17 protein-coding genes are annotated in these 18780 nt (G+C 71.6%); 8 read left to right on the top strand and 9 right to left on the bottom strand.

The annotated features are described in order from the left end of the window. Positions 1-2: 2 nt before the first annotated feature. From uraH to AB5L52_RS10200, 4 genes are all read right to left on the bottom strand, one after another. Complete coding sequence (gene uraH, locus AB5L52_RS10185; protein WP_351031772.1) at positions 3-404, bottom strand: hydroxyisourate hydrolase; 402 nt, start codon at positions 402-404, stop codon at positions 3-5. A 4-nt stretch (positions 405-408) separates the two neighbouring features. Beyond that, positions 409-921 (bottom strand): 2-oxo-4-hydroxy-4-carboxy-5-ureidoimidazoline decarboxylase, encoded by a 513-nt coding sequence (gene uraD, locus AB5L52_RS10190; RefSeq protein ID WP_351031770.1) that lies wholly within the window; start codon positions 919-921, stop codon positions 409-411. A gap of 152 nt (positions 922-1073) precedes the next feature. Next, the gene (locus AB5L52_RS10195; RefSeq protein ID WP_369363485.1) at positions 1074-1436 is read right to left on the bottom strand and encodes a helix-turn-helix domain-containing protein; all 363 of its coding nucleotides are present in this window, start codon (positions 1434-1436) and stop codon (positions 1074-1076) included. Then, positions 1433-1696, bottom strand: a complete 264-nt coding sequence (locus AB5L52_RS10200; RefSeq protein WP_351031766.1) for a hypothetical protein — start codon at positions 1694-1696, stop codon at positions 1433-1435. The genes AB5L52_RS10195 and AB5L52_RS10200 overlap by 4 nt, the downstream gene beginning before the upstream one ends. A gap of 149 nt (positions 1697-1845) precedes the next feature. Here AB5L52_RS10200 and AB5L52_RS10205 point away from each other — a divergent pair, with 149 nt between their 5' ends. The 4 genes from AB5L52_RS10205 (at position 1846) to AB5L52_RS10220 (ending at position 5988) form a co-directional block, all read left to right on the top strand. Further along, positions 1846-2703 carry a TIM barrel protein gene (locus AB5L52_RS10205; RefSeq protein WP_369363487.1) on the top strand — a complete coding sequence of 286 codons (858 nt, stop codon included), beginning with the start codon at positions 1846-1848 and terminating at the stop codon, positions 2701-2703. A 43-nt stretch (positions 2704-2746) separates the two neighbouring features. Further along, a complete protein-coding gene (locus tag AB5L52_RS10210; protein WP_351031761.1) occupies positions 2747-3664 on the top strand; it encodes a 2-hydroxy-3-oxopropionate reductase in 918 nt (305 codons plus the stop codon). A gap of 222 nt (positions 3665-3886) precedes the next feature. Next, positions 3887-5350, top strand: a complete 1464-nt coding sequence (locus tag AB5L52_RS10215) for a catalase (RefSeq protein ID WP_351031758.1) — start codon at positions 3887-3889, stop codon at positions 5348-5350. Positions 5351-5757: 407 nt separating this feature from the next. Then, a complete protein-coding gene (locus AB5L52_RS10220; RefSeq protein WP_351031756.1) occupies positions 5758-5988 on the top strand; it encodes a hypothetical protein in 231 nt (76 codons plus the stop codon). Positions 5989-6236: 248 nt separating this feature from the next. Here AB5L52_RS10220 and gcl read toward each other — a convergent pair whose 3' ends face one another. After that, a complete protein-coding gene (gene gcl / locus AB5L52_RS10225) occupies positions 6237-8024 on the bottom strand; it encodes a glyoxylate carboligase (protein ID WP_369363490.1) in 1788 nt (595 codons plus the stop codon). Positions 8025-8261: 237 nt separating this feature from the next. Here gcl and AB5L52_RS10230 point away from each other — a divergent pair, with 237 nt between their 5' ends. Then, a complete protein-coding gene (locus AB5L52_RS10230) occupies positions 8262-9227 on the top strand; it encodes a hypothetical protein (protein WP_369363492.1) in 966 nt (321 codons plus the stop codon). Between the two features lie 70 nt (positions 9228-9297). On the opposite strand, the gene AB5L52_RS10235 is transcribed toward AB5L52_RS10230, so the two are convergent. Continuing rightward, a complete protein-coding gene (locus tag AB5L52_RS10235) occupies positions 9298-10908 on the bottom strand; it encodes an AMP-binding protein (protein WP_351031749.1) in 1611 nt (536 codons plus the stop codon). After that, the gene (locus AB5L52_RS10240) at positions 10905-12578 is read right to left on the bottom strand and encodes an AMP-binding protein (protein ID WP_369363494.1); all 1674 of its coding nucleotides are present in this window, start codon (positions 12576-12578) and stop codon (positions 10905-10907) included. Before AB5L52_RS10240 ends, AB5L52_RS10235 begins: the two co-directional genes overlap by 4 nt. 114 nt (positions 12579-12692) lie before the next feature. On the opposite strand from AB5L52_RS10240, the gene AB5L52_RS10245 reads away from it, so the two are divergent. The 3 genes from AB5L52_RS10245 to AB5L52_RS10255 all read left to right on the top strand — a co-directional run bounded on the left by AB5L52_RS10245 (position 12693) and on the right by AB5L52_RS10255 (position 17524). Then, a complete protein-coding gene (locus tag AB5L52_RS10245) occupies positions 12693-13523 on the top strand; it encodes a response regulator transcription factor (protein WP_369363495.1) in 831 nt (276 codons plus the stop codon). 175 nt (positions 13524-13698) lie between these two features. Further along, the gene (locus AB5L52_RS10250) at positions 13699-16527 is read left to right on the top strand and encodes a LuxR family transcriptional regulator (protein WP_351569089.1); all 2829 of its coding nucleotides are present in this window, start codon (positions 13699-13701) and stop codon (positions 16525-16527) included. A 205-nt stretch (positions 16528-16732) separates the two neighbouring features. Then, positions 16733-17524: a serine protease gene (locus tag AB5L52_RS10255; RefSeq protein WP_351031233.1), complete on the top strand. Its 792-nt coding sequence runs from the start codon at positions 16733-16735 to the stop codon at positions 17522-17524. Between the two features lie 111 nt (positions 17525-17635). Here the strand turns inward: AB5L52_RS10255 and dmpI are convergent, their stop codons facing one another. Continuing rightward, positions 17636-17818, bottom strand: a complete 183-nt coding sequence (gene dmpI / locus AB5L52_RS10260; RefSeq protein WP_351569092.1) for a 4-oxalocrotonate tautomerase DmpI — start codon at positions 17816-17818, stop codon at positions 17636-17638. Positions 17819-17910: 92 nt separating this feature from the next. Further along, complete coding sequence (locus tag AB5L52_RS10265) at positions 17911-18777, bottom strand: LysR family transcriptional regulator (protein WP_369363498.1); 867 nt, start codon at positions 18775-18777, stop codon at positions 17911-17913. Positions 18778-18780 lie beyond the last annotated feature (3 nt).

The raw sequence follows: 18780 nt of genomic DNA on the forward strand, positions 1-18780 counted from the left end.
AGCTAGCTCCCTCGGTAAACGGAGTAGCCGAACGGGTTGAGCAGCAGCGGCACGTGGTAGTGCTCCCCGGGGTGCACGGCGAAAGTGATCGCCACCTCGGGGAAGAACACGGCACCGCTGTCCCGATTCGCGGGGGCGTCCTGCTGCGCATCGGCTTGCTTGTTCTCGGACTGCAAGAAATACGCCTCGACGGCGAAGTCGAGCCGTACGTGGGTGGTCCCCTCCGGCAGTGCCGGCAGGTCCTTGCACCGGCCGTCGGCGTCGGTCGCGGAGCCGCCGAGCGCCTGCCAGTCCGCTGCCCGGCCGCTGCGGGCGGAGAGCTGGATGGCGACGCCCTCGGCGGGGCGGCCGACCGAGGTGTCCAGGATGTGGGTGGACACGGAGGCGGTGGTGCTGGTGCTCATGGTGTCAGGCGTCCTCTTCGACGAGTCGGGCCAGTCGGATGCGGTTGATCTTGCCCAGCTCGGTGCGGACGATCTCCCGCTCCTGCTCCGGCGCGTTCCCGATCCGCTCCTTGACGGCGTCGCGCATCTGCTCGCCGGTGCGACCGGTGGCGCAGATCAGGAACACATGGCCGAACTTGTCCTGGTAGGCCAGGTTGAGTTCGAGCATCTCGGTCCTGAGTGCCTCCGAGGCGCCGGCCATGCCGCGCTGCTCGCGGGCGGAGGTGGGGTCGCCGGGCTTGGGGCGGCCGATCGGCGGGTGCCCCGCCATGGCCTCCTCCAGGTCCGCCGTGGTCAGCTCGGCCATGGCGGCGTCACTGGCGGCGTAGAGCTCGTCGGCGCCGGCGTAGGGGCGGGCGGCGAGCAGTCGCCGGGCCCACGTGGTGGAGGCACACGCCTCGTGGAGGGCGGCGAGGGCCGCGCGCTCCTCCAGGTCGTTGAACCGGGCCAGGCCCGGGGGCGTGGAAGTCGAAGTCACGGGAGCCTCCGTGGCCGGATTCGGCCTTCGTGCTTGAGCGGGCTGCCGATAGCTAACGCCCCCGGAAACGCCACGTCAACACTTTGTTGAAAATTCCGCGTAACAAGACGTATGGCTCCGGAGCCGTGCTACCGCCCCGCCCCCGTGGCCGATCAGGCACCCTTCTCACGGTTGAGGTAGTTGTAGACCGTGAAGCGGCTGACGCCGAGCGCGCCCGCCACGGTCTCCACGCCGTGCCGCACGGCGAAGGCGCCGCGGGCTTCCAGTATGCGCACGATCTCCTGTTTCGCCTTGCGGTCCAGGTCGGCCAGCGGCCGGCCCTGCCGGCGCTCCATGGCGGCCAGGATGTGATCGAGGGAGTCGGCGAGCTGAGGCAGGCGCACGGCGACGACGTCGACACCCTCCCAGGCGAGGACGACATCGTCGGGGCCGGCCTCGTCCGGCGGGACCAGCCGCCCGCCCATGGCGTCGACCAGCGGCTTCACGGCCGTGATGAAGGGCTCGTCCGCGCTCATCTATCGCCCTCCCCGTTCCCGTCGTCGACCACGTTGACCTGGAGCGAGATCCGGGTGGCACCGGCCGCCAGGCTCTTGCGCAGCAACGCGTCCACGGCATCGAGCACGCGGTCCGCGCCGCCTTCGGCCGTGTTACCGAACGGTCCGACGTCGACGGCGTCCAGTTCGGCCGTCTCGATGACCTCCCGCGCCACCAGGGCGTGCGCGGGCGCCTCGTCCAGATCGAAGGGTTCGGTCGTGAACTCCACTCTCAATCGCACGCGCTCAACCTAGCGCCCGCCGGCGCTTTTCGGGCGGTCGGCAACGAACCCCCCTTGACAAGCGCCGACACACGACGGCAATCTTCCATTAAGCAGAAACGAACTTCCGTAATGCGGAATATCGACCCACGGAAGGGAGCGCGGCCCGAATGCCAGGTTTCGAATGGAGCACAGCCGCAGACCAGCGCTTCAACGTCAACCTGTCGATCCTCTTCACGGAACTCCCGCTCCTGGAGCGCCCCGCGGCCGCCGCCGCGGCGGGCTTCACGGCGGTCGAGCTGTGGTGGCCCTGGGTCGACTCCCCCACCCCCGAGCAGTCCGAGCTCGACGCCCTGAAGAAGGCGATCGAGGACGCGGGCGTCCAGCTCACGGGCCTGAACTTCTACGCCGGACAGCTGCCGGGCCCGGACCGCGGCGCCCTGTCGGTCCCGGGCGAGGAGTCGGACCGGTTCCGCGCCAACATCGACGTGGCCATCGCCTTCGCCCAGTCCCTCGGCTGCACGGTGTTCAACGCCCTGTACGGCAACCGCGTCGACGGTGTGGACCCGGCCGAGCAGGACGCCCTCGCCCTGGAGAACCTGGTCCTCGCGGCCCGGGCGGTCGGCCGGGTCGGCGGGACGATCCTGGTCGAGGCCCTGAACCAGCCCGAGTCGCCGAAGTGCCCGATCGTGAGCGCGCCCCAGGCGATCGAGATCGTCGACAAGGTCAACGAGGCGACGGGTCTCGGGAACGCGAAGTTCCTGATGGACCTGTACCACCTGTCGATGAACGGCGAGGACCTGCCGTCGGTGATCGAGCAGTACGCGGCGAAGACCGGCCACGTCCAGATCGCCGACAACCCCGGCCGCGGCGCCCCCGGGACGGGTTCGCTCCCGCTGGAGGAGCTGCTCGACCAGCTGAGGAAGGCCGGTTACGACGGCTGGGTCGGTCTGGAGTACAAGGCCGGCGACCGCCCGAGCGCCGAGTCCTTCGACTGGCTCCCGCGCGAGGCGCGTGCCGCCCGCTGAACCCCCCGACTTTGCAAGGCAGTTGAGAGAGGCACCCCCAATCATGAGCAGCAACCTTTCCGATTCCTCCCGCCCGGCCCGCCCTGCGATCGCGTGGATCGGCCTCGGCATCATGGGCTCCCCCATGTCCGAGAACCTGATCAAGGCGGGTTACGACGTCACCGGCTTCACGCTGGAGCAGGACAAGCTGGACCGCCTGGCCGCCGCCGGCGGCACCGTGGCCGGCTCGATCGCCGAGGCCGTGCGCGACGCCGACGTGGTGATCACGATGGTGCCCGCGTCCCCGCAGGTCGAGGCCATCTCCTACGGCCCCGACGGCATCCTGGAGAACGCCAGGCAGGGCGCCCTGCTGATCGACATGTCCTCGATCACCCCGCAGACCTCCGTCGACCTGGCCGCCGCGGCCAAGGACAAGGGCATCCGGGTGCTCGACGCCCCGGTGTCCGGCGGTGAGGCCGGCGCCATCGAGGCCGTACTGTCGATCATGGTCGGCGGTGAGCAGGCCGACTTCGACCAGGCCAAGCCGATCTTCGACGCGCTGGGCAAGACCATCGTGCTGTGCGGCCCGCACGGCTCCGGCCAGACCGTGAAGGCGGCCAACCAGCTGATCGTGGCCGTGAACATCCAGGCGTGCGCCGAGGCCGTGGTCTTCCTGGAGAAGTCGGGCGTGGACCTCGCGGCCGCGCTGGACGTCCTGGGCGGCGGCCTCGCGGGCTCGACCGTGCTGACCCGCAAGAAGGACAACTTCCTCAACCGCGACTTCAAGCCGGGCTTCCGTATCGACCTGCACCACAAGGACATGGGCATCGTCACGGACGCCGCCCGCAACGTGGGTGCCGCGCTGCCCGTCGGTGCCGTGGTCGCGCAGTTGGTCGCCTCGCTGCGCGCCCAGGGCGACGGCGGTCTGGACCACTCGGCTCTGCTGCGGGCCGTGGAGCGCCTGTCCGGCGCCCAGGTCTGACGCGCCCCTGAGACTTCCGGGCGGCGCCGCCGCTGACACCTGTCCTGTCGCGCCCAGGCGCCGGCGCCGTCCGGAACCACCCGCAGATCACCCGCAGACCAGGCTCAGATCGACTTCAACAAACTGTTGACGTTCAGATTGCCCCACTTCTAGGCTCACAAGACTTCTAGGCTCCACAAAGCGGAAGAAGATTTCCGCTGCCATCCGCACGGAAGGTCCACGATGTCGAAGCGCGTGCTCACGACAGAGGCCGGCGCCCCGGTCGCCGACAACCAGAACTCCGCATCCGCCGGCGTCGGCGGCCCGCTCCTGATCCAGGACCAGCAGCTCCTGGAGAAGCTCGCACGCTTCAACCGCGAGCGGATCCCGGAGCGCGTGGTGCACGCCCGTGGCTCCGGCGCGTACGGCCACTTCGAGGTGACCGACGACGTCACCGGCTTCACCCACGCCGACTTCCTGAGCGAGATCGGCAAGCGCACCGAGGTCTTCCTGCGCTTCTCCACGGTCGCCGACTCCCTCGGCGGCGCGGACGCCGTCCGTGACCCGCGGGGCTTCGCGCTGAAGTTCTACACCGAGGAGGGCAACTACGACCTCGTCGGCAACAACACCCCGGTGTTCTTCATCAAGGACCCGATCAAGTTCCCCGACTTCATCCACTCGCAGAAGCGGGACCCGTTCACCGGCAAGCAGGAGCCGGACAACGTCTGGGACTTCTGGGCACACGCCCCCGAGGCCACGCACCAGGTGACCTGGCTGATGGGCGACCGCGGCATCCCGGCGTCGTACCGGCACATGAACGGCTACGGCTCGCACACCTACCAGTGGACGAACGCGGAGGGCGAGGCCTTCTTCGTCAAGTACCACTTCAAGACGAACCAGGGCATCCGCTGCCTGAGCAGCGAGCAGGCCGCGGAGCTGGCGGGCAAGGACCCGGGCTCGCACCAGACGGACCTGCTGCAGGCCATCGAGCGGGGCGTGCACCCGTCCTGGACCCTCTACGTCCAGATCATGCCGGCGGCCGAGGCGGCGGACTACCGCTTCAACCCGTTCGACCTGACCAAGGTCTGGCCGCACAAGGACTACCCGCTGCAGCGCGTGGGCCGCCTGGTCCTCGACCGCAACCCCGACAACGTCTTCGCCGAGGTCGAGCAGGCCGCGTTCTCCCCGAACAACTTCGTTCCGGGCATCGGCCCCTCCCCCGACAAGATGCTCCAGGGCCGCCTGTTCGCCTACGCGGACGCACACCGCTACCGCCTGGGCGTCAACCACACCCACCTCGCCGTGAACGCCCCGAAGGCGGTCGCGGGCGGCGCCCAGAACTACGGCCGCGACGGCTTCATGGCGGTCAACGGCCAGGGCCGCGGCGCCAAGAACTACGAGCCGAACTCCTACGACGGCCCGGCGGAGACCGGCCGCCCGCTGTCGGCTCCCCTGGCGGTCTCCGGCTACACGGGCAACCACGAGGCACCGCTGCACACCAAGGACGACGCCTTCTTCCAGGCGGGCGAGCTGTACCGCCTGATGTCCGAGGAGGAGAAGTCCCGCCTCGTCGCGAACATCGCCGGCGGCCTCTCGCAGGTCTCCCGCGACGACGTGATCGAGAAGAACCTGGCCCACTTCCACGCCGCCGACCCGGACTACGGCAAGCGCGTGGAGGAGGCGGTCCGCGCCCTGCGCGAGGACTGAGACCAGTAACCCGCAAGCAGCGTACGGAACCTGACGGGAGGTCAGGTTCCGTACGCGGCCCGCGCGACACGCCTGGCGGCCCGGATGAGGGGTGGCCGTACGGCGGTGGGCGCGGGCAGGGCGAGGACCGCGGCGGCGTGCGAGCCAGTGCGGTGGTGAAGGACCGGGTCCCCTTCTCGACCAGAGGGGAGGGGATCCCGGTTCCGTCGCATCCGCCGCGGTCCCACCCAGCCCCCTCCACGGGGGCCGCTCGCTCCGTCCGGCGGCGCGAACGTCCTGTCGCGCCCAGCCTCGCGCCGTCGGACGGTCACCATACGGACACGAAGCGCTCCCCCGGTCCAGGGGGAGCGCTTCGTGCTGTCCGGGCCCCGCGTGCGGGTCCGCCGTATCCGCCGCACGCTGAAGACATGGCCAATGCGCAGTATCCGCACATCGTGGTCCACTCCCCCGCCCTGGACGGCTCCCGGCGGGTCACCGAGGGGGACGTGACCCTGGGCATCGCCTCGCATCTGGACGATGTCGTGGAGATCCTCCGGCTGGCCGACCTGGACCGGATCGAGGTGGAGGAGAGCGATCTCATCGAGTGGCAGGGCGGCGGGCCCGACGACTGGCCCGGGCTGTCGGAGCACGAGCTGTAGCGGCTGGGCGTACGACAGCGGTCGTAGGCGGGCTACGCCATCCTCAAATGAAGCTCTGAAGACGGGGCCGAAGGCTTCAACCGCCCCCGCGGTGGGGCAGATTACGTGCATCACGGGGCCCGTCGGCACGGGGGCGGCGGGCCCCGCGACGGGGGAAGCACGGGGGTGCCACGGGGGACGCGAAAGGGCGGCCCGTCCTTACGGACGGGCCGCCCTTTGGTGCGCCTGACGGTGTCAGACCTTCGGTGTCAGACCTTCAGCGGCTTGACCGACGTCGGCGCGTGGCCCGGCTCGGTGGCCAGGTCCTCGAACTCGGAGATGTCGCTGATGTCCATGGTGCGGCTCATCGAGATGTTGGTGATCCGCTCCAGGATCGCCTCGACGACGACGGGCACCTGGTACTCGGCGGCCAGCTTCTTGGCCTCCTCGAAGGCGGCGCCCAGCTGGTCCGGCTCGGTGACCCGGATCGCCTTGCAGCCCAGACCCTCGGCCACCTTGACGTGGTCCACGCCGTAGACGCCGAGCTCGGGCGCATTGATGTTCTCGAACTCCAGGTTGACCTGGAAGTTGATGTCCAGGCCGATCTGCGCCTGGCGGATCAGGCCCAGGTAGGCGTTGTTCACCAGCACGTGGACGTACGGGATCCTGTGCTGGGCGGCGACGGCCAGTTCCTCGATCAGGAACTGGAAGTCGTAGTCGCCGGAGAGCGCGACGACCGGGGCGTCCGGGTCGGCCTTGGCGACGCCGATCGCGGCCGGGATGGTCCAGCCGAGCGGGCCGGCCTGGCCGCAGTTGATCCAGTGGCGCGGCTTGTAGACGTGCAGCATCTGCGCGCCGGCGATCTGGGAGAGGCCGATGGTGGTGACGTAGCGCGTCTCCGGACCGAAGGCCTTGTTCATCTCCTCGTACACGCGCTGCGGCTTCATGGGCACGTTGTCGAAGTGGGTACGGCGCAGGAGCGTCGCCTTGCGCTCCTGCGTCGAGGCGACCCAGTCGGCGCGGTCGGGCAGCTTGCCCTCCGCCTTCAGCTCCTTGGCGACCTCGACGAACAGGTCCAGCGCGGCCTTGGCGTCGGAGACGACCCCGTAGTCCGGCGGGAAGATCTTGCCGATCTGGGTGGGCTCGATGTCGACGTGGACGAACGTGCGGTCGCCGCGGTAGACGTCGAGCTTGTAGCCGGTGTGGCGGTTGGCCCAGCGGTTGCCGATGCCGAGGACGAAGTCCGACTCCAGGAAGTTGGCGTTGCCGTACCGGTGCGAGGTCTGCACGCCGACCATGCCCGCGTTCAGCTCGTGGTCGTCGGCCAGCGTGCCCCAGCCCATCAGGGTCGGGACGACGGGGGTCTGGGTCAGCTCGGCGAACTCCACCAGCAGGTCGGCGGCGTCGGCGCCGATGATGCCGCCGCCGGCGACGATGACCGGGCGCTCGGAGGCCAGCAGGAAGGAGAGCGCCTTCTCGATCTGGGCGCGGGTCGCGGCCGGCTTGTAGACGGGCAGCGGCTCGTACGTCTCCGGGTCGAACTCGATCTCGGTGAGCTGGACGTCGATCGGCAGGTCGATCAGGACCGGGCCGGGACGGCCGGAGCGCATCAGGTGGAAGGCCTGCTGGAAGACGCCGGGGACCTGCGCGGCCTCCAGGACGGTGACCGCCATCTTCGTCACCGGCTTGGCGATCGAGGCGATGTCGACGGCCTGGAAGTCCTCCTTGTGGATCACGCTGGTGGGCGCCTGGCCCGTGATGCACAGGATCGGGACGGAGTCACCGATGGCCGAGTACAGGCCGGTGATCATGTCGGTGCCGGCCGGGCCGGAAGTGCCGATGCAGACGCCGATGTTGCCCGGCTTGGTGCGGGTGTACCCCTCGGCCATGTGCGACGCGCCCTCGACATGGCGGGCGAGGGTGTGGTTGATACCGCCACCCTCCTTGAGGGCCTTGTAGAAGGGGTTGATCGCCGCGCCCGGCACACCGAAGGCGTCGGTGACGCCCTCGCGCTTGAGGATCTCAACTGCCGCGCGGGCAGCGGTCATACGAGCCATCGAGTACTCCTGCTTCGGCTGTCGGATGCGTACTCCCGTCGCGCCCCGCGGTGAGCACACTCTCCCGAGTGTCAAACTTCCGCATTGCGGAACTTAACTTCTACTATCTGGAATCAATGTAGAAGCGCCGGTCAATGTCGTCAAGAGAGGTCCGGAGACATGGCAAGCGCCGGACAAGCGGGGTGCGGGAGGAGGACGATGAGAGGCGCTGTCCCGACGCGACGCCTGGGAGTGGCCATGCCCGAGAGCATGCCGGTGCGCTGTCCCGTCTGTCGGCGCGAGCACGTCTACACCGCGCCGGTGTATCCCTGCGCGTGCGGCACACCCACCGCCCCGCGCCTCGACCCGGCCGCGGCGCCGGTCGTGGCCGGGCACCGGGCCTGGGACGACGAGTGGATCGCGCTGCCGTGCACCCGTTGCGCCCGCCGCAACCACTGGCCCCACCCGGAGCTCGGCTGCCCCTGCGGCACGGTCCTGCGCATCCCGGTGTCCCTACCGGCCGGGACAGAGATCATGACGGAGACCACGAAGGAGATCACGACGGAGACCACGAAGGCGGCATCGAGGTCGGACCCGATGCCGGAACCCACGTCCGGCTCGGCCTCGACGCCGGGAGTGGGTATGGAGCCGGGAGTGGCTACGGGGTCCCTGCACTCCGTGTCGGCATCACAGCCCCCGCCAGCCTCGCCGGCCCCGTCAGCCTCGACGGCCCCGACGTCCCCGTCACCCTCGCCGTCCTCGTCACCCGAGTCGGCCCCGCCTCCCCCGTCCGCGTCGGCCACCAAGTCGAAGTCCGGCACCCGCCCCGCCCACCCGGCCCGCGGCCCCGCCTTCCAGCCGCGCACCATCCGTACCGCCCGCGACGCCGTCACCACCGCCGCGCTCTATCTGCGCTGGCTCGGCTACCGGGACATCCGGCGCGCCGACCAGCGCCCGCCGAACGGCATCGGGCTGGCCGGCCACGGCGTCCTCGCCCAGGTGGACCCGACCGTCCGCCCGGCGGCACCCCGGGACGTGGAGTGCCTGTGGCTGACGGCGATGACGGAGTCCGCGGACTGTGTGTACTTCTCCCTCGCCGGCTACACGGACGACGCCCGCAGCCGGGCCGACACCCTGGGCGTCCCCCTGTTCGTCCTCGACCTCACGGGCACCCCCCGCCCGGTCAACGCCTCGGCGGGCGACCTGAGCGTCGACGGAGCCTGATCGCATACCCGCGGGAGAGGCGGGAGAGATCGCGCCGGCCCCGGCTCGTGCCGGTCCGCCGCGCCCCGTGTCATCCGGCCGCCGTGCCCGGCGTCGCGTACGTCTCCCGCAGTTCGATCTTGCGTACCTTTCCGCTCACCGTCATCGGGAAGGCCTCCAGAATCCGCAGCCTGCTCGGGATCTTGTAGTGCGCGAGCCGGCCCCGGCAGTAGGCGCGCAGGTCCTCCAGGGTGAGCGGGGCGGCGGGATCCCGCGGGATGACGCAGGCCAGGACCTCCTCGCCGTACGTCTCGTGCGGCACCCCGACGACCTGTACGTCCCTGATCCCGGGGTGGCCGTAGAGGAACTCCTCGATCTCGCGCGGGTAGATGTTCTCGCCGCCCCGGATGATCATGTCCTTGATCCGGCCGACGATTTCGACGTAGCCGTCCTCGCGCATCGTCGCCAGGTCCCCGGTGTGCATCCAGCGGCCCGCGTCGACGGCCTCGGCGGTCTTCTCGGGCTCGTTCCAGTAGCCGAGCATCACGCTGTAGCCGCGGGTGCACAACTCCCCCGCCGTGCCGCGCGGTTGGGTGACGCCGGTGGCCGGGTCGACGACCTTGACCTCCAGGTGCGGCAGGACCCGGCCGACGGTGCCGGTGCGGTGCTCCAGGTCGTCGTCCCTGCGGGTCTGCAGGGACACCGGGGAGGTCTCGGTCATGCCGTAGCAGATGGCGACCTCCGCCATGTGCATCTCGGCCATGACCCGCTTCATCACCTCCACCGGGCACGGTGAGCCCGCCATGATGCCGGTGCGCAGGGTGGAGAGGTCGTACGTCGCGAAGTCGGGGAGGTTGAGCTCGGCGATGAACATGGTCGGCACGCCGTACAGGGACGTACAGCGCTCGCGCCGCACCGCCTCCAGGGTGGCCTTCGGCTCGAAGGACGGGGCCGGGATGACCACGCAGGCGCCGTGGGAGGTGGCCGCGAGGTTGCCCATGACCATGCCGAAGCAGTGGTAGAAGGGGACCGGGACGCAGATCCTGTCCTGCTCGCTGTAGCCGAGCGACTCCCCGACGAAGTAGCCGTTGTTGAGGATGTTGTGGTGGGACAGCGTGGCGCCCTTCGGGAAGCCGGTGGTTCCCGAGGTGTACTGGATGTTGATGGGGTCGTCGCAGGACAGTTCCGGGTACGAGACTTCGGCGGTGCGGCGTTGGAGCAGCGCCTCCCAGCTCGGGTCGCCGATGTAGACCGTCTCCCGCAACTGCGGGCACCCGGCCCGCACCTCCTCGACCATCGCCCGGTAGTCGCTGGCCTTGTGCCGCAGGGAGGCGAACAGCAGGGAGATCCCCGCCTGGCGCAGGACGTACTCGACCTCGTGGGTGCGGTAGGCCGGGTTGATGTTCACCATGATCGCGCCGATGCGGGCGGTGGCGTACTGGACCAGGACCCATTCCGGGCAGTTGACCGCCCAGATGCCCACCCGGTCGCCCTTGGCGACGCCGGCGGCGACCAGCGCCTGCGCCAACTCCTCGACATCGGCGCCGAATTGGGCATAGGTCCAGCGCCGGCCCGACGGCACGTCGACCAGTGCCTCGCGCTCCGGCCATCTCGCGACGGCCCGGTCCAGATCGGCGCCGATGGTGTCTCCGAGCAGGGCGGTCGGACTCGTCCCGTGCGTGTACGACGGCTGAGCGGTCACCGGAAGTCCTCCTCGCGGTACTCGTCGGCCGAGCCCGCGGCGGTCGCCTCGCGCAGCTCGATCCGGCGGATCTTGCCGGAGACGGTCTTGGGCAGCGCGCCGAACTCCAGCCGGCGGATGCGCTTGTAGGGGGCGAGCACCTGGCGGGAGTGCTCGAAGATGACCTTCGCGGTGTCCGGTCCGGGCTCGTAGCCCTCGGCGAGCACGACGTACGCCTTCGGCACCGCGAGCCGCAGCTCGTCCGGCGCGGGCACCACGGCGGCCTCGGCCACCGCCGCGTGCTCCAGCAGCGCGCTCTCCAGCTCGAACGGGCTGATCTTGTAGTCGGAGGCCTTGAAGACGTCGTCCGCGCGGCCGACGTAGGTCAGATAGCCGTCCGCGTCACGGGAGGCGATGTCCCCGGTGCGGTAGTAGCCGCCCGCCATGGCCTCCGCGGTGCGGTCCGGGTCGCCGTGGTAGCCGGTCATCAGACCGGCCGGCCGCTCGGACAGGTCGAGGGCGATCTCGCCCTCGGCGGCGCCGGGCGCGCCGGAGACCGGGTCGAGGAGTTCCACGCGGTAGCCGGGGCTCGGGCGGCCCATGGAACCGGTCTTGAGCACCTGGCCGGGGCTGTTGGAGACCTGCACGGCGGTCTCGGTCTGCCCGAAGCCGTCCCGGATGGTGACGCCCCAGGCCCGCCGGACCTGCTCGATGACCTCGGGGTTGAGCGGCTCGCCCGCGGCCACCACCTCGCGGGGCGGGGTGGCGAGCAGGCCGAGGTCGGCCTGGATGAGCATGCGCCACACGGTCGGCGGGGCGCAGAAGGTGGTCACCCGGGCCCGGTCCATCTCGGCCATCAGCCGGGCCGCGTCGAAGCGGGTGTAGTTGTAGAGGAAGACGGTCGCCTCGGCGTTCCACGGCGCGAAGAGATTGGACCAGGCGTGCTTGGCCCAGCCCGGCGAGGAGATGTTCAGATGCACGTCACCGGGCTGGAGGCCGATCCAGTACATGGTCGCCAGGTGCCCGATCGGGTACGAGGTGTGGGTGTGCTCGACCAGCTTGGGGCGGGCGGTCGTACCGGACGTGAAGTAGAGCATCAGCGGGTCGTCGGCCAGGGTGGGGCCGTCGGGGCGGAACTCGGCGGGGGCGGTGTACGCGTCCTCGTACGGCACCCAGCCCGGCTCGGGCCGGCCGCCGACCGCGATCCGCGTGTAATCGCCGGGCACGTCGGCGAACTTGGCGGTGTCCTCGGTCCGCGCGATCACCTGCCGCACCCGGCCGCGCTCCACGCGGTCGCGCAGATCGGCGGGTCCCAGCAGCGGGGTGGCCGGGATGACCACCGCGCGCAGCTTCATCGCGGCCAGCGCGGTCTCCCACAGCTCGGTCTGGTTGCCGAGCATGACGAGGATGCGGTCCTCTGCGGCGACACCCTGCTTCCGCAGCCATCGGGCCACTCGGTTCGACCGCTCGGACATCTCGGCGAAGCTCAGCCGGGTCTCGGCACCGTCCTCCTCGACGATGTGCAGCGCGGTCCGGTCGTTGCCGGCGGCGATCACGTCGAACCATTCCAGCGCCCAGTTGAAGTGCGCGGGCCGCGGCCAGGCGAAGCCCTGGTAGGCGGTGGCGTAGTCCGCACGGTGCTCCAGCAGGAAGTCCCGTGCCCCGCGGAACATCTCCGTCGCCGTCGTCATCTGGCTCCTCCTCATTACCGGACCATTGCCGGGCCGCTCTCTGGCATCGTCTAATCCGTGATGCAGGTCTCACTACCCCCGAACGGGGGTGGGGACGGCAGAAGGAGCGGACGGATGACGGCAGACGCGGCGGGGACGGTGGAGATCGGCGGCGCGCCGGCCCGGCTGCGGCGGGCGACGGGACTCCCCGTCGCCTTCGGCGGCCTCGTCGAGTCCGGCCGGCCGCAGATCCGGATCAGCGAGCTGAGCGGCACGACCACGGCCGCGCTGCGCTCGCTCGCGGTGACCTCCGGCAGCGGGCTCGGCGGCAAGGCGGTGGCACTGGCCCGGCCGTGCGCGGTGACGGACTACTCCAACTCCCGGCAGATCAGCCACGAGTACGACGTCCAGGTGGCCGCCGAGGGCATCCGCTCGGTACTCGCGGTCCCGGTGGTGGTACGGCGCCGGGTGCGCGGGGTGCTCTACGGCGCGCTGCGTTCGGCCCAGCCGCTCGGCGACCGCACGCTGGGCGCGGCCATGGCCGTCGCCCGGGACCTGGAGCAGGTACTGGTGGTGCGGGACGAGGCGTGGGAGCTGCTGGCGGCGGCCCGGCCGGAGCCCGCCGTGCTCGACCGGGGTGCCGCCTGGGAGCAGGTGCGCGAGGCGCATGCGGCGCTGCGCGCCCTGGCCCCGCGCATCGCCGATCCGCTGCTGCGGGCCGAACTGCTCGCGGCCTGCGGTCTGCTGACCGCCGCGCCGCGGGCCCGGAGCGTGACCCTGGCGCCGCGCGAGCTGGACGTGCTGTCCTGGGTGGCGGCGGGGGCGACCAACGCGGCGGTGGCCGAGCGGCTGGGGCTGCGCCCGGAGACGGTCAAGGGCTATCTGCGTTCGGCGATGCGGAAGCTGGGCGCGCACACCCGAGGGGAGGCGGTGACCGCGGCCCGCAGGGCGGGGCTGCTGCCGTGAGCCGGGCAGTGGCCGCAGGTGCGGGACAGGCCGCGAGGAAACTTTTCCATTCAAGCGCGGGCGCCTTGAATTTCTTCATGCTTGACCATTTGTTATTTCCCTCACCACGGCTTCCGTCCGAATTTGAAGGATCGTTGCCTAGAATTTGGCCCGGACACGACACACGAGGGGAGCGGTGACCGTGCGACGGGACTTCCAGGAGCCTGCCAGGTGCCGCCCCGACCTGGTCATCGGCCGCGAGGAACTGTTCACCGGCGCCCGTGACCAGCTCGCCTCGGGCGGCAGTGTGCTGCTCCACGGTCCCGCCGGAATAGGAAAATCCGCCGTCCTGCGGGCATTGGCCGAGGAATACGGCCCGACCGCGCGCACCGTGTTGCGCTGCTCCGCCACCGAGTCCGAATCCCACCTTCCGTTCCTGGCCCTCGCCGACCTCCTCGGCCTGGTCCTCGACGAGGTCTCACCCCGGCTGCCCGCCGCCCAGCGCACCGCCCTGGAGTCGGCGCTCACCGGCCGCGGCGAGTCCAGCCTGCAGCGCGACGGCCTCGCCCTGCGCCTCGCGGTGCTCTCCGCGCTGCGCGCGCTGGCCGCCGAGGGCGGGGTCCTCGTCGTCGCCGACGATCTGCAGTGGCTGGACCCGGCCAGCGCCGAACTGCTCGGCTTCGCCGCCCGGCGCCTGGAGGGCACCCCGGTACAGCTGCTGTGCGCGGTGCGCACCGAGGGCCAGGAGAGCCAGGAGTACGACCGGCATCTGCGCGCCTGCCCGCCGGGCACCCTCGCGGTCCGGCTCGGTGCGCTCTCCCGCGTCCAGGTCGCCCAGTTGCTCGACCACCGCGGCCATGGCTCGCTGCCCCGCTCCACCGTCCGCGAGATCCACCGCACCAGCGGCGGCAATCCGCTGTTCGCCCTGGAGCTGGGCCGCGCCCTCGCCGAGCGTCCCGCCCCGCCCCGGCCGGGCGAGCCGCTGCCGGTGCCGACCTCGCTGCGCGCCCTGGTGCTGAGCCGCCTGGACATGCTCTCCGTCGAGGCCCGCCGCACCCTGCTCGTGGCCAGTGCCGGTGCCCGGCCCACCCCGGCGCTGCTGCACGCCGCCGGCCGGGAGAACGCCGAGGCCGAGTGCGCCCAGGCCGCCGAACTCGGGCTGCTGGCCACCGAGCCGGACGCCCCGGCCGTACGGTTCGCGCACCCGCTGATATCGGCCGCGCTGTACGCGGAGGCACCCGCGCACGAGCGGCGCGCCGCGCACGCGGCCCTCTCCACGGCCGCCTCCGACCCGATCGAACGAGCCCGGCATCTGGCCCTGGCCAGCAGCGGCACCGATCCGGAGGTCGCCGCCCGGCTCGCCGAGGCGGCCGCCCTCGCCCGGGACCGCGGTGCCCCCTCGGTCGCCGCCCACCTGGGGCTGCTGGCCGCCCGGCACACCCCCGCCGAGGGCACACCGAGCCCGGAGGAACGCCGGCTGCAGGCCGCCGAGGACGCGATCACCGCGGGCGAGCTCGACCTGGCCCGGGACATCGCCCGCGAGGTGCTGTCCCGGGCGAGCGTGCCCGCCGACCGGGTGCGCGCCTGGATCATCGTCATCGACAGCGCCGGCCACACCATGGCCGAGGTCGACGCGATCTTCCCGCAGGCCCTCGCCGACGCCGGCGACGACCCCCGGCTGCTGGGCCTGATCCACTACCAGCTGGCCTGGCGGGCGCTGATAGTGGAGGGCGATTTCACCGAGGCCCGCGAGGCCGCCGCGCACGCCGCCGAGCTGGCCGCGCTCGGCCAGGACCGGCGCACCGAACTGCTCTCCCTCGCCTTCCAGGCGCAGACCGAGACCCTGATGGGCCATCCGGAGGCGCCCCGCACCATCAAACGCGCCCTGAAGGAGCCTCAGGACCCCCGGGTGGCCTGGCACCACAACGGGGCGGGCAGCGCCCGGTTCCGCTGGCTGGTCATGGGCGACCAGCTGACCGAGGCCCGGGCGACGGTCACCGCGCTGCTGCGCGAGGTGCGCCGGCGCGGCTCGGTGGAGAGCGAGGTGCACTTCCTGCGCGGCCTCGCCGAGACCGAGCTGCGCGCCGGGCACTGCGGGCGCGCCCTGGAGCTGGCCCGCGACAGCCTGCGGCTGGCCCGGGACTCCGGGATCGGCGAGACCGCCTCGGCGATGCTCACCTCGCTCGCGGAGGCCTCCGGCGGCGATGTGGACCGGGCCCTCGCCCTGGCCCGGGAGGCCGTGGAGCACGCCGAGGAGGACGGCGACCAGATGTACCTCTCCCGGGCCCTGGGCGCGCTCGGGTACGCCCAGTTGGTGGCCGGGGACCCGGCGGGCACGGTCCGCTCGCTGCGCCGGGTGCGCCGGCTGGAGCTGGGGCTCGGCATCACCGACCCGGCGCGCGGCCGCTGGCAGGGCGACCTCGCCGAGGCCCTGGTCCGCATCGGTGAACCGGCCGAGGCGCAGGATGTCATCGACACGAGCCGCGAGCACGCGCTGCGGCTCGGCCGGGAGAGCGTCCTCGCCGTCCTGGACCGCGCCGAGGCCCTGGTACGGGCCGCGCAGGGCGACCGGGAAGCCGCCTTGGCCCAGCTGACGTCCGCTCAGCACCGGCTCGGCAAGCTCGGCTACGGGCTTGAGGAGGCGCGGGCCGCGTTCGCGCTGGCCCGGCTGCGCGGCGGCCACCCCGGCTCGTCGGCCTACGACGAGGCGACCCGGATGTTCCGCCGCTGCCGGGCGTTGCCCTGGCTCCGCCAAGTGGACGAATCCCTCGCCGCCCCCGCGCCGGCACCGGCGCCGGCCGTGCCGGACGCCCTGGCGGGGCTGGCCGGGCTGGAGATGCTGGCCTCGATGGAGCGTCAGGTCGCCGCGCTGGTCATGGAGGGCGCCACCAACCGGGAGATCGCCGCGCGCCTGTTCATCAGCGTGAAGACGGTGGAGGCGACACTGACCCGGGTCTACCGCAAGCTGGGGATCCGGTCCCGCGTGGATATCGTCCGATTGGCGGCAGCTCGCCGCGCGAAGTGAGAACGCGGCCGGTTAACTGAACCGGACCGAGGGTTTTCCCTCACCCAACCCCCTAGGGGGTTCCCTCATTGGGAGCCGAGGGTTCCGGGTCCTAGCGTAATGGGCGTACCGCTCGCCCGGGCACACGGGGGTCGGTCCCGCGACCCCCGTGCAAACCCCCGCCCGATGCGACCCCCCACCGGTGCAACCCCCACTGAGGAGACTCATGTTCGGGCTCAGACGTGCCAGAAAGACCGCCGCGATCCTGGTGGCCACCGCCGCCACCGCGGCGACCGCGCTGCTCGCCGCCCCCACGGCGAGCGCCGCCCCGCAGCCGATCGTCGGCGGGACGACCACCACCACGGCGGAGTACCCGTTCGTCGTGCAGGTCACCGACGCATCCGGCAACCAGTTCTGCGGCGGCACCCTGGTGGCCGCCAAGAAGGTCGTGACGGCCGCGCACTGCATGGCCGGCGAGTCCGCCGGCAGCATCCGTGTGGTCGGCGGCCGGACCTATCTGAACGGCACCGACGGCACCGTCAGCAACGTCAGCAAGGTCTGGGTCAACCCGGACTACACGGACGCCACCAACGGCCACGACGTGGCCGTGCTGACCCTGGAGACGGCGCTGCCGTACAGCCCGGTGTCGTACGTCTCCTCCGCCCAGAAGGACGTGTACGCGGCCGGGGCCACGGCCCGGATCCTCGGCTGGGGGACCACCTCGGAGAACGGCAGTTCCTCCAACCAGCTGCGGACCGCCACCGTTCCGATCGTGGCCGACTCCAGCTGCAAGACTTCTTACGGTTCGGACTTCGTGCAGTCCGACATGGTGTGCGCCGGACAGACCACCGGCGGCGTAGACACCTGCCAGGGCGACAGCGGCGGTCCCCTGCTCATCGGGGGCGTCCTGGCAGGGATCACTTCCTGGGGCGAGGGTTGCGCGGAGGCCGGTTACCCGGGTGTGTACACCCGGCTGACCACCTTCTCGGACCTCGTGACCGCACAGGTCAACTCGTGACCCGGAAGACCTCCCGAGCACCCCTCGGGTAGATGCCAGGGGGGCGCTGCGAGCCACCACGAGCGGCCCGCAGCGCTCCCCTCTCCACGTCCACCCCCGTGGGACGCGGGGCTACTTGTCGGCCGTGAGCCTCCCGGCCGCGCCCCAGCTGTCCGCGGGGACCTCGTGGATCCACACCTGTACGGTCTCCGCCGGGATCCGGTACGCGTCGACGAACGCGTCGGTGACCCGCTTGACCAGCTCTCGCTTGAGCTCGACATCGCGCGGGCCCTGCTGGATGGTGACGATCGGCATGACTGAACTCCCTTGAACGGTGGTCCTGTTCGGTGGGTCCAGTCCATCGCGGCGGGCGCCCCCGACCAAGAAGCAGTCCGCGACCGCAGCGATCAGATTTCGTGATCACTGCAGGCCAGGAGCAGTTTCTCCAGATGCGGGGAGGGGTCGGCGACGGGCACCGCGAGACCGGTGGGCAGGGCCAGTCCGGGCGCGCGGAAGGGGACGTACGCCACCCGGGGCGTGGCCAGCACGCGCGCGTGGGCGGCGAAGACGACCGTCCACAGCGGCCGGGCGCCGATCGTGGCGAGGGTGTCGTGCAGGGTGCCGCCCGCCGGACCGGGCACCGGCTCGAACCCGGCCGCGTGACAGGCGCCGACGACCAGGTCGACCAGGGCGGGGTTGACGCGGCGCGGGGCGAGGGCGAGGGGCAGCCCGGCGAGGTCGGCGAGGTCGATCTCGTCCCGCCCGGCGAGCCGGTGCGCGGCCGGCAGGGCGGCGACCAGCGGATCGGACCACAGGGGCACCACCCGTACTCCGGCCGGGGGTTCGGCCGAACGGACGAACGCGGCATCGAGCCGGCCCGCCGCGACCCGGGCCAGCCGTTCGCCGGCCGGCAGCGAGACCAGTTCCACCGGCACCTGGGGCGCCCGCTCGGCGAACGCGGCCAGCACCCGGTCCAGATGCGCGCCGAGCCCGGTGCTGGTGCCGAGGCGCAGCCCGGCGGGCGCCGCCACCGCGGCCCGCGCCCGCTCCGCCGCCGCGAGCACCGCCCGCGCCTCGGGCAGCAGCCGCTCCCCCGCCCCGGTCAGCCGCACCCGGCGCGGCGAGCGGTCGAACAGCTCGGCACCCAGCTCCCGCTCCAGCCGCTGTATCTGCTGGCTCACCGCCGACTGCACGATGTGCAGCCGCTCGGCCGCCCGCCCGAAGTGCAACTCCTCGGCGACGGCGACGAAATAGCTGAGCTGGCGGAGTTCCATGGG

Origin of the sequence: Streptomyces sp. CG4, from assembly GCF_041080655.1 — a bacterium.
Taxonomy (GTDB): Bacteria; Actinomycetota; Actinomycetes; order Streptomycetales; family Streptomycetaceae; genus Streptomyces.

What these genes read in the sequence shown, in the direction of transcription:
- uraH (WP_351031772.1), bottom strand. Translation starts at nt 404, where the DNA reads ATGAGCACCAGCACCACCGCCTCCGTGTCCACCCACATCCTGGACACC.
- AB5L52_RS10195 (WP_369363485.1), bottom strand. Translation starts at nt 1,436, where the DNA reads ATGAGCGCGGACGAGCCCTTCATCACGGCCGTGAAGCCGCTGGTCGAC.
- AB5L52_RS10205 (WP_369363487.1), top strand. Translation starts at nt 1,846, where the DNA reads ATGCCAGGTTTCGAATGGAGCACAGCCGCAGACCAGCGCTTCAACGTC.
- AB5L52_RS10210 (WP_351031761.1), top strand. Translation starts at nt 2,747, where the DNA reads ATGAGCAGCAACCTTTCCGATTCCTCCCGCCCGGCCCGCCCTGCGATC.
- AB5L52_RS10215 (WP_351031758.1), top strand. Translation starts at nt 3,887, where the DNA reads ATGTCGAAGCGCGTGCTCACGACAGAGGCCGGCGCCCCGGTCGCCGAC.
- AB5L52_RS10220 (WP_351031756.1), top strand. Translation starts at nt 5,758, where the DNA reads ATGGCCAATGCGCAGTATCCGCACATCGTGGTCCACTCCCCCGCCCTG.
- gcl (WP_369363490.1), bottom strand. Translation starts at nt 8,024, where the DNA reads ATGGCTCGTATGACCGCTGCCCGCGCGGCAGTTGAGATCCTCAAGCGC.
- AB5L52_RS10230 (WP_369363492.1), top strand. Translation starts at nt 8,262, where the DNA reads ATGCCCGAGAGCATGCCGGTGCGCTGTCCCGTCTGTCGGCGCGAGCAC.
- AB5L52_RS10240 (WP_369363494.1), bottom strand. Translation starts at nt 12,578, where the DNA reads ATGACGACGGCGACGGAGATGTTCCGCGGGGCACGGGACTTCCTGCTG.
- AB5L52_RS10245 (WP_369363495.1), top strand. Translation starts at nt 12,693, where the DNA reads ATGACGGCAGACGCGGCGGGGACGGTGGAGATCGGCGGCGCGCCGGCC.
- AB5L52_RS10255 (WP_351031233.1), top strand. Translation starts at nt 16,733, where the DNA reads ATGTTCGGGCTCAGACGTGCCAGAAAGACCGCCGCGATCCTGGTGGCC.
- dmpI (WP_351569092.1), bottom strand. Translation starts at nt 17,818, where the DNA reads ATGCCGATCGTCACCATCCAGCAGGGCCCGCGCGATGTCGAGCTCAAG.
- AB5L52_RS10265 (WP_369363498.1), bottom strand. Translation starts at nt 18,777, where the DNA reads ATGGAACTCCGCCAGCTCAGCTATTTCGTCGCCGTCGCCGAGGAGTTG.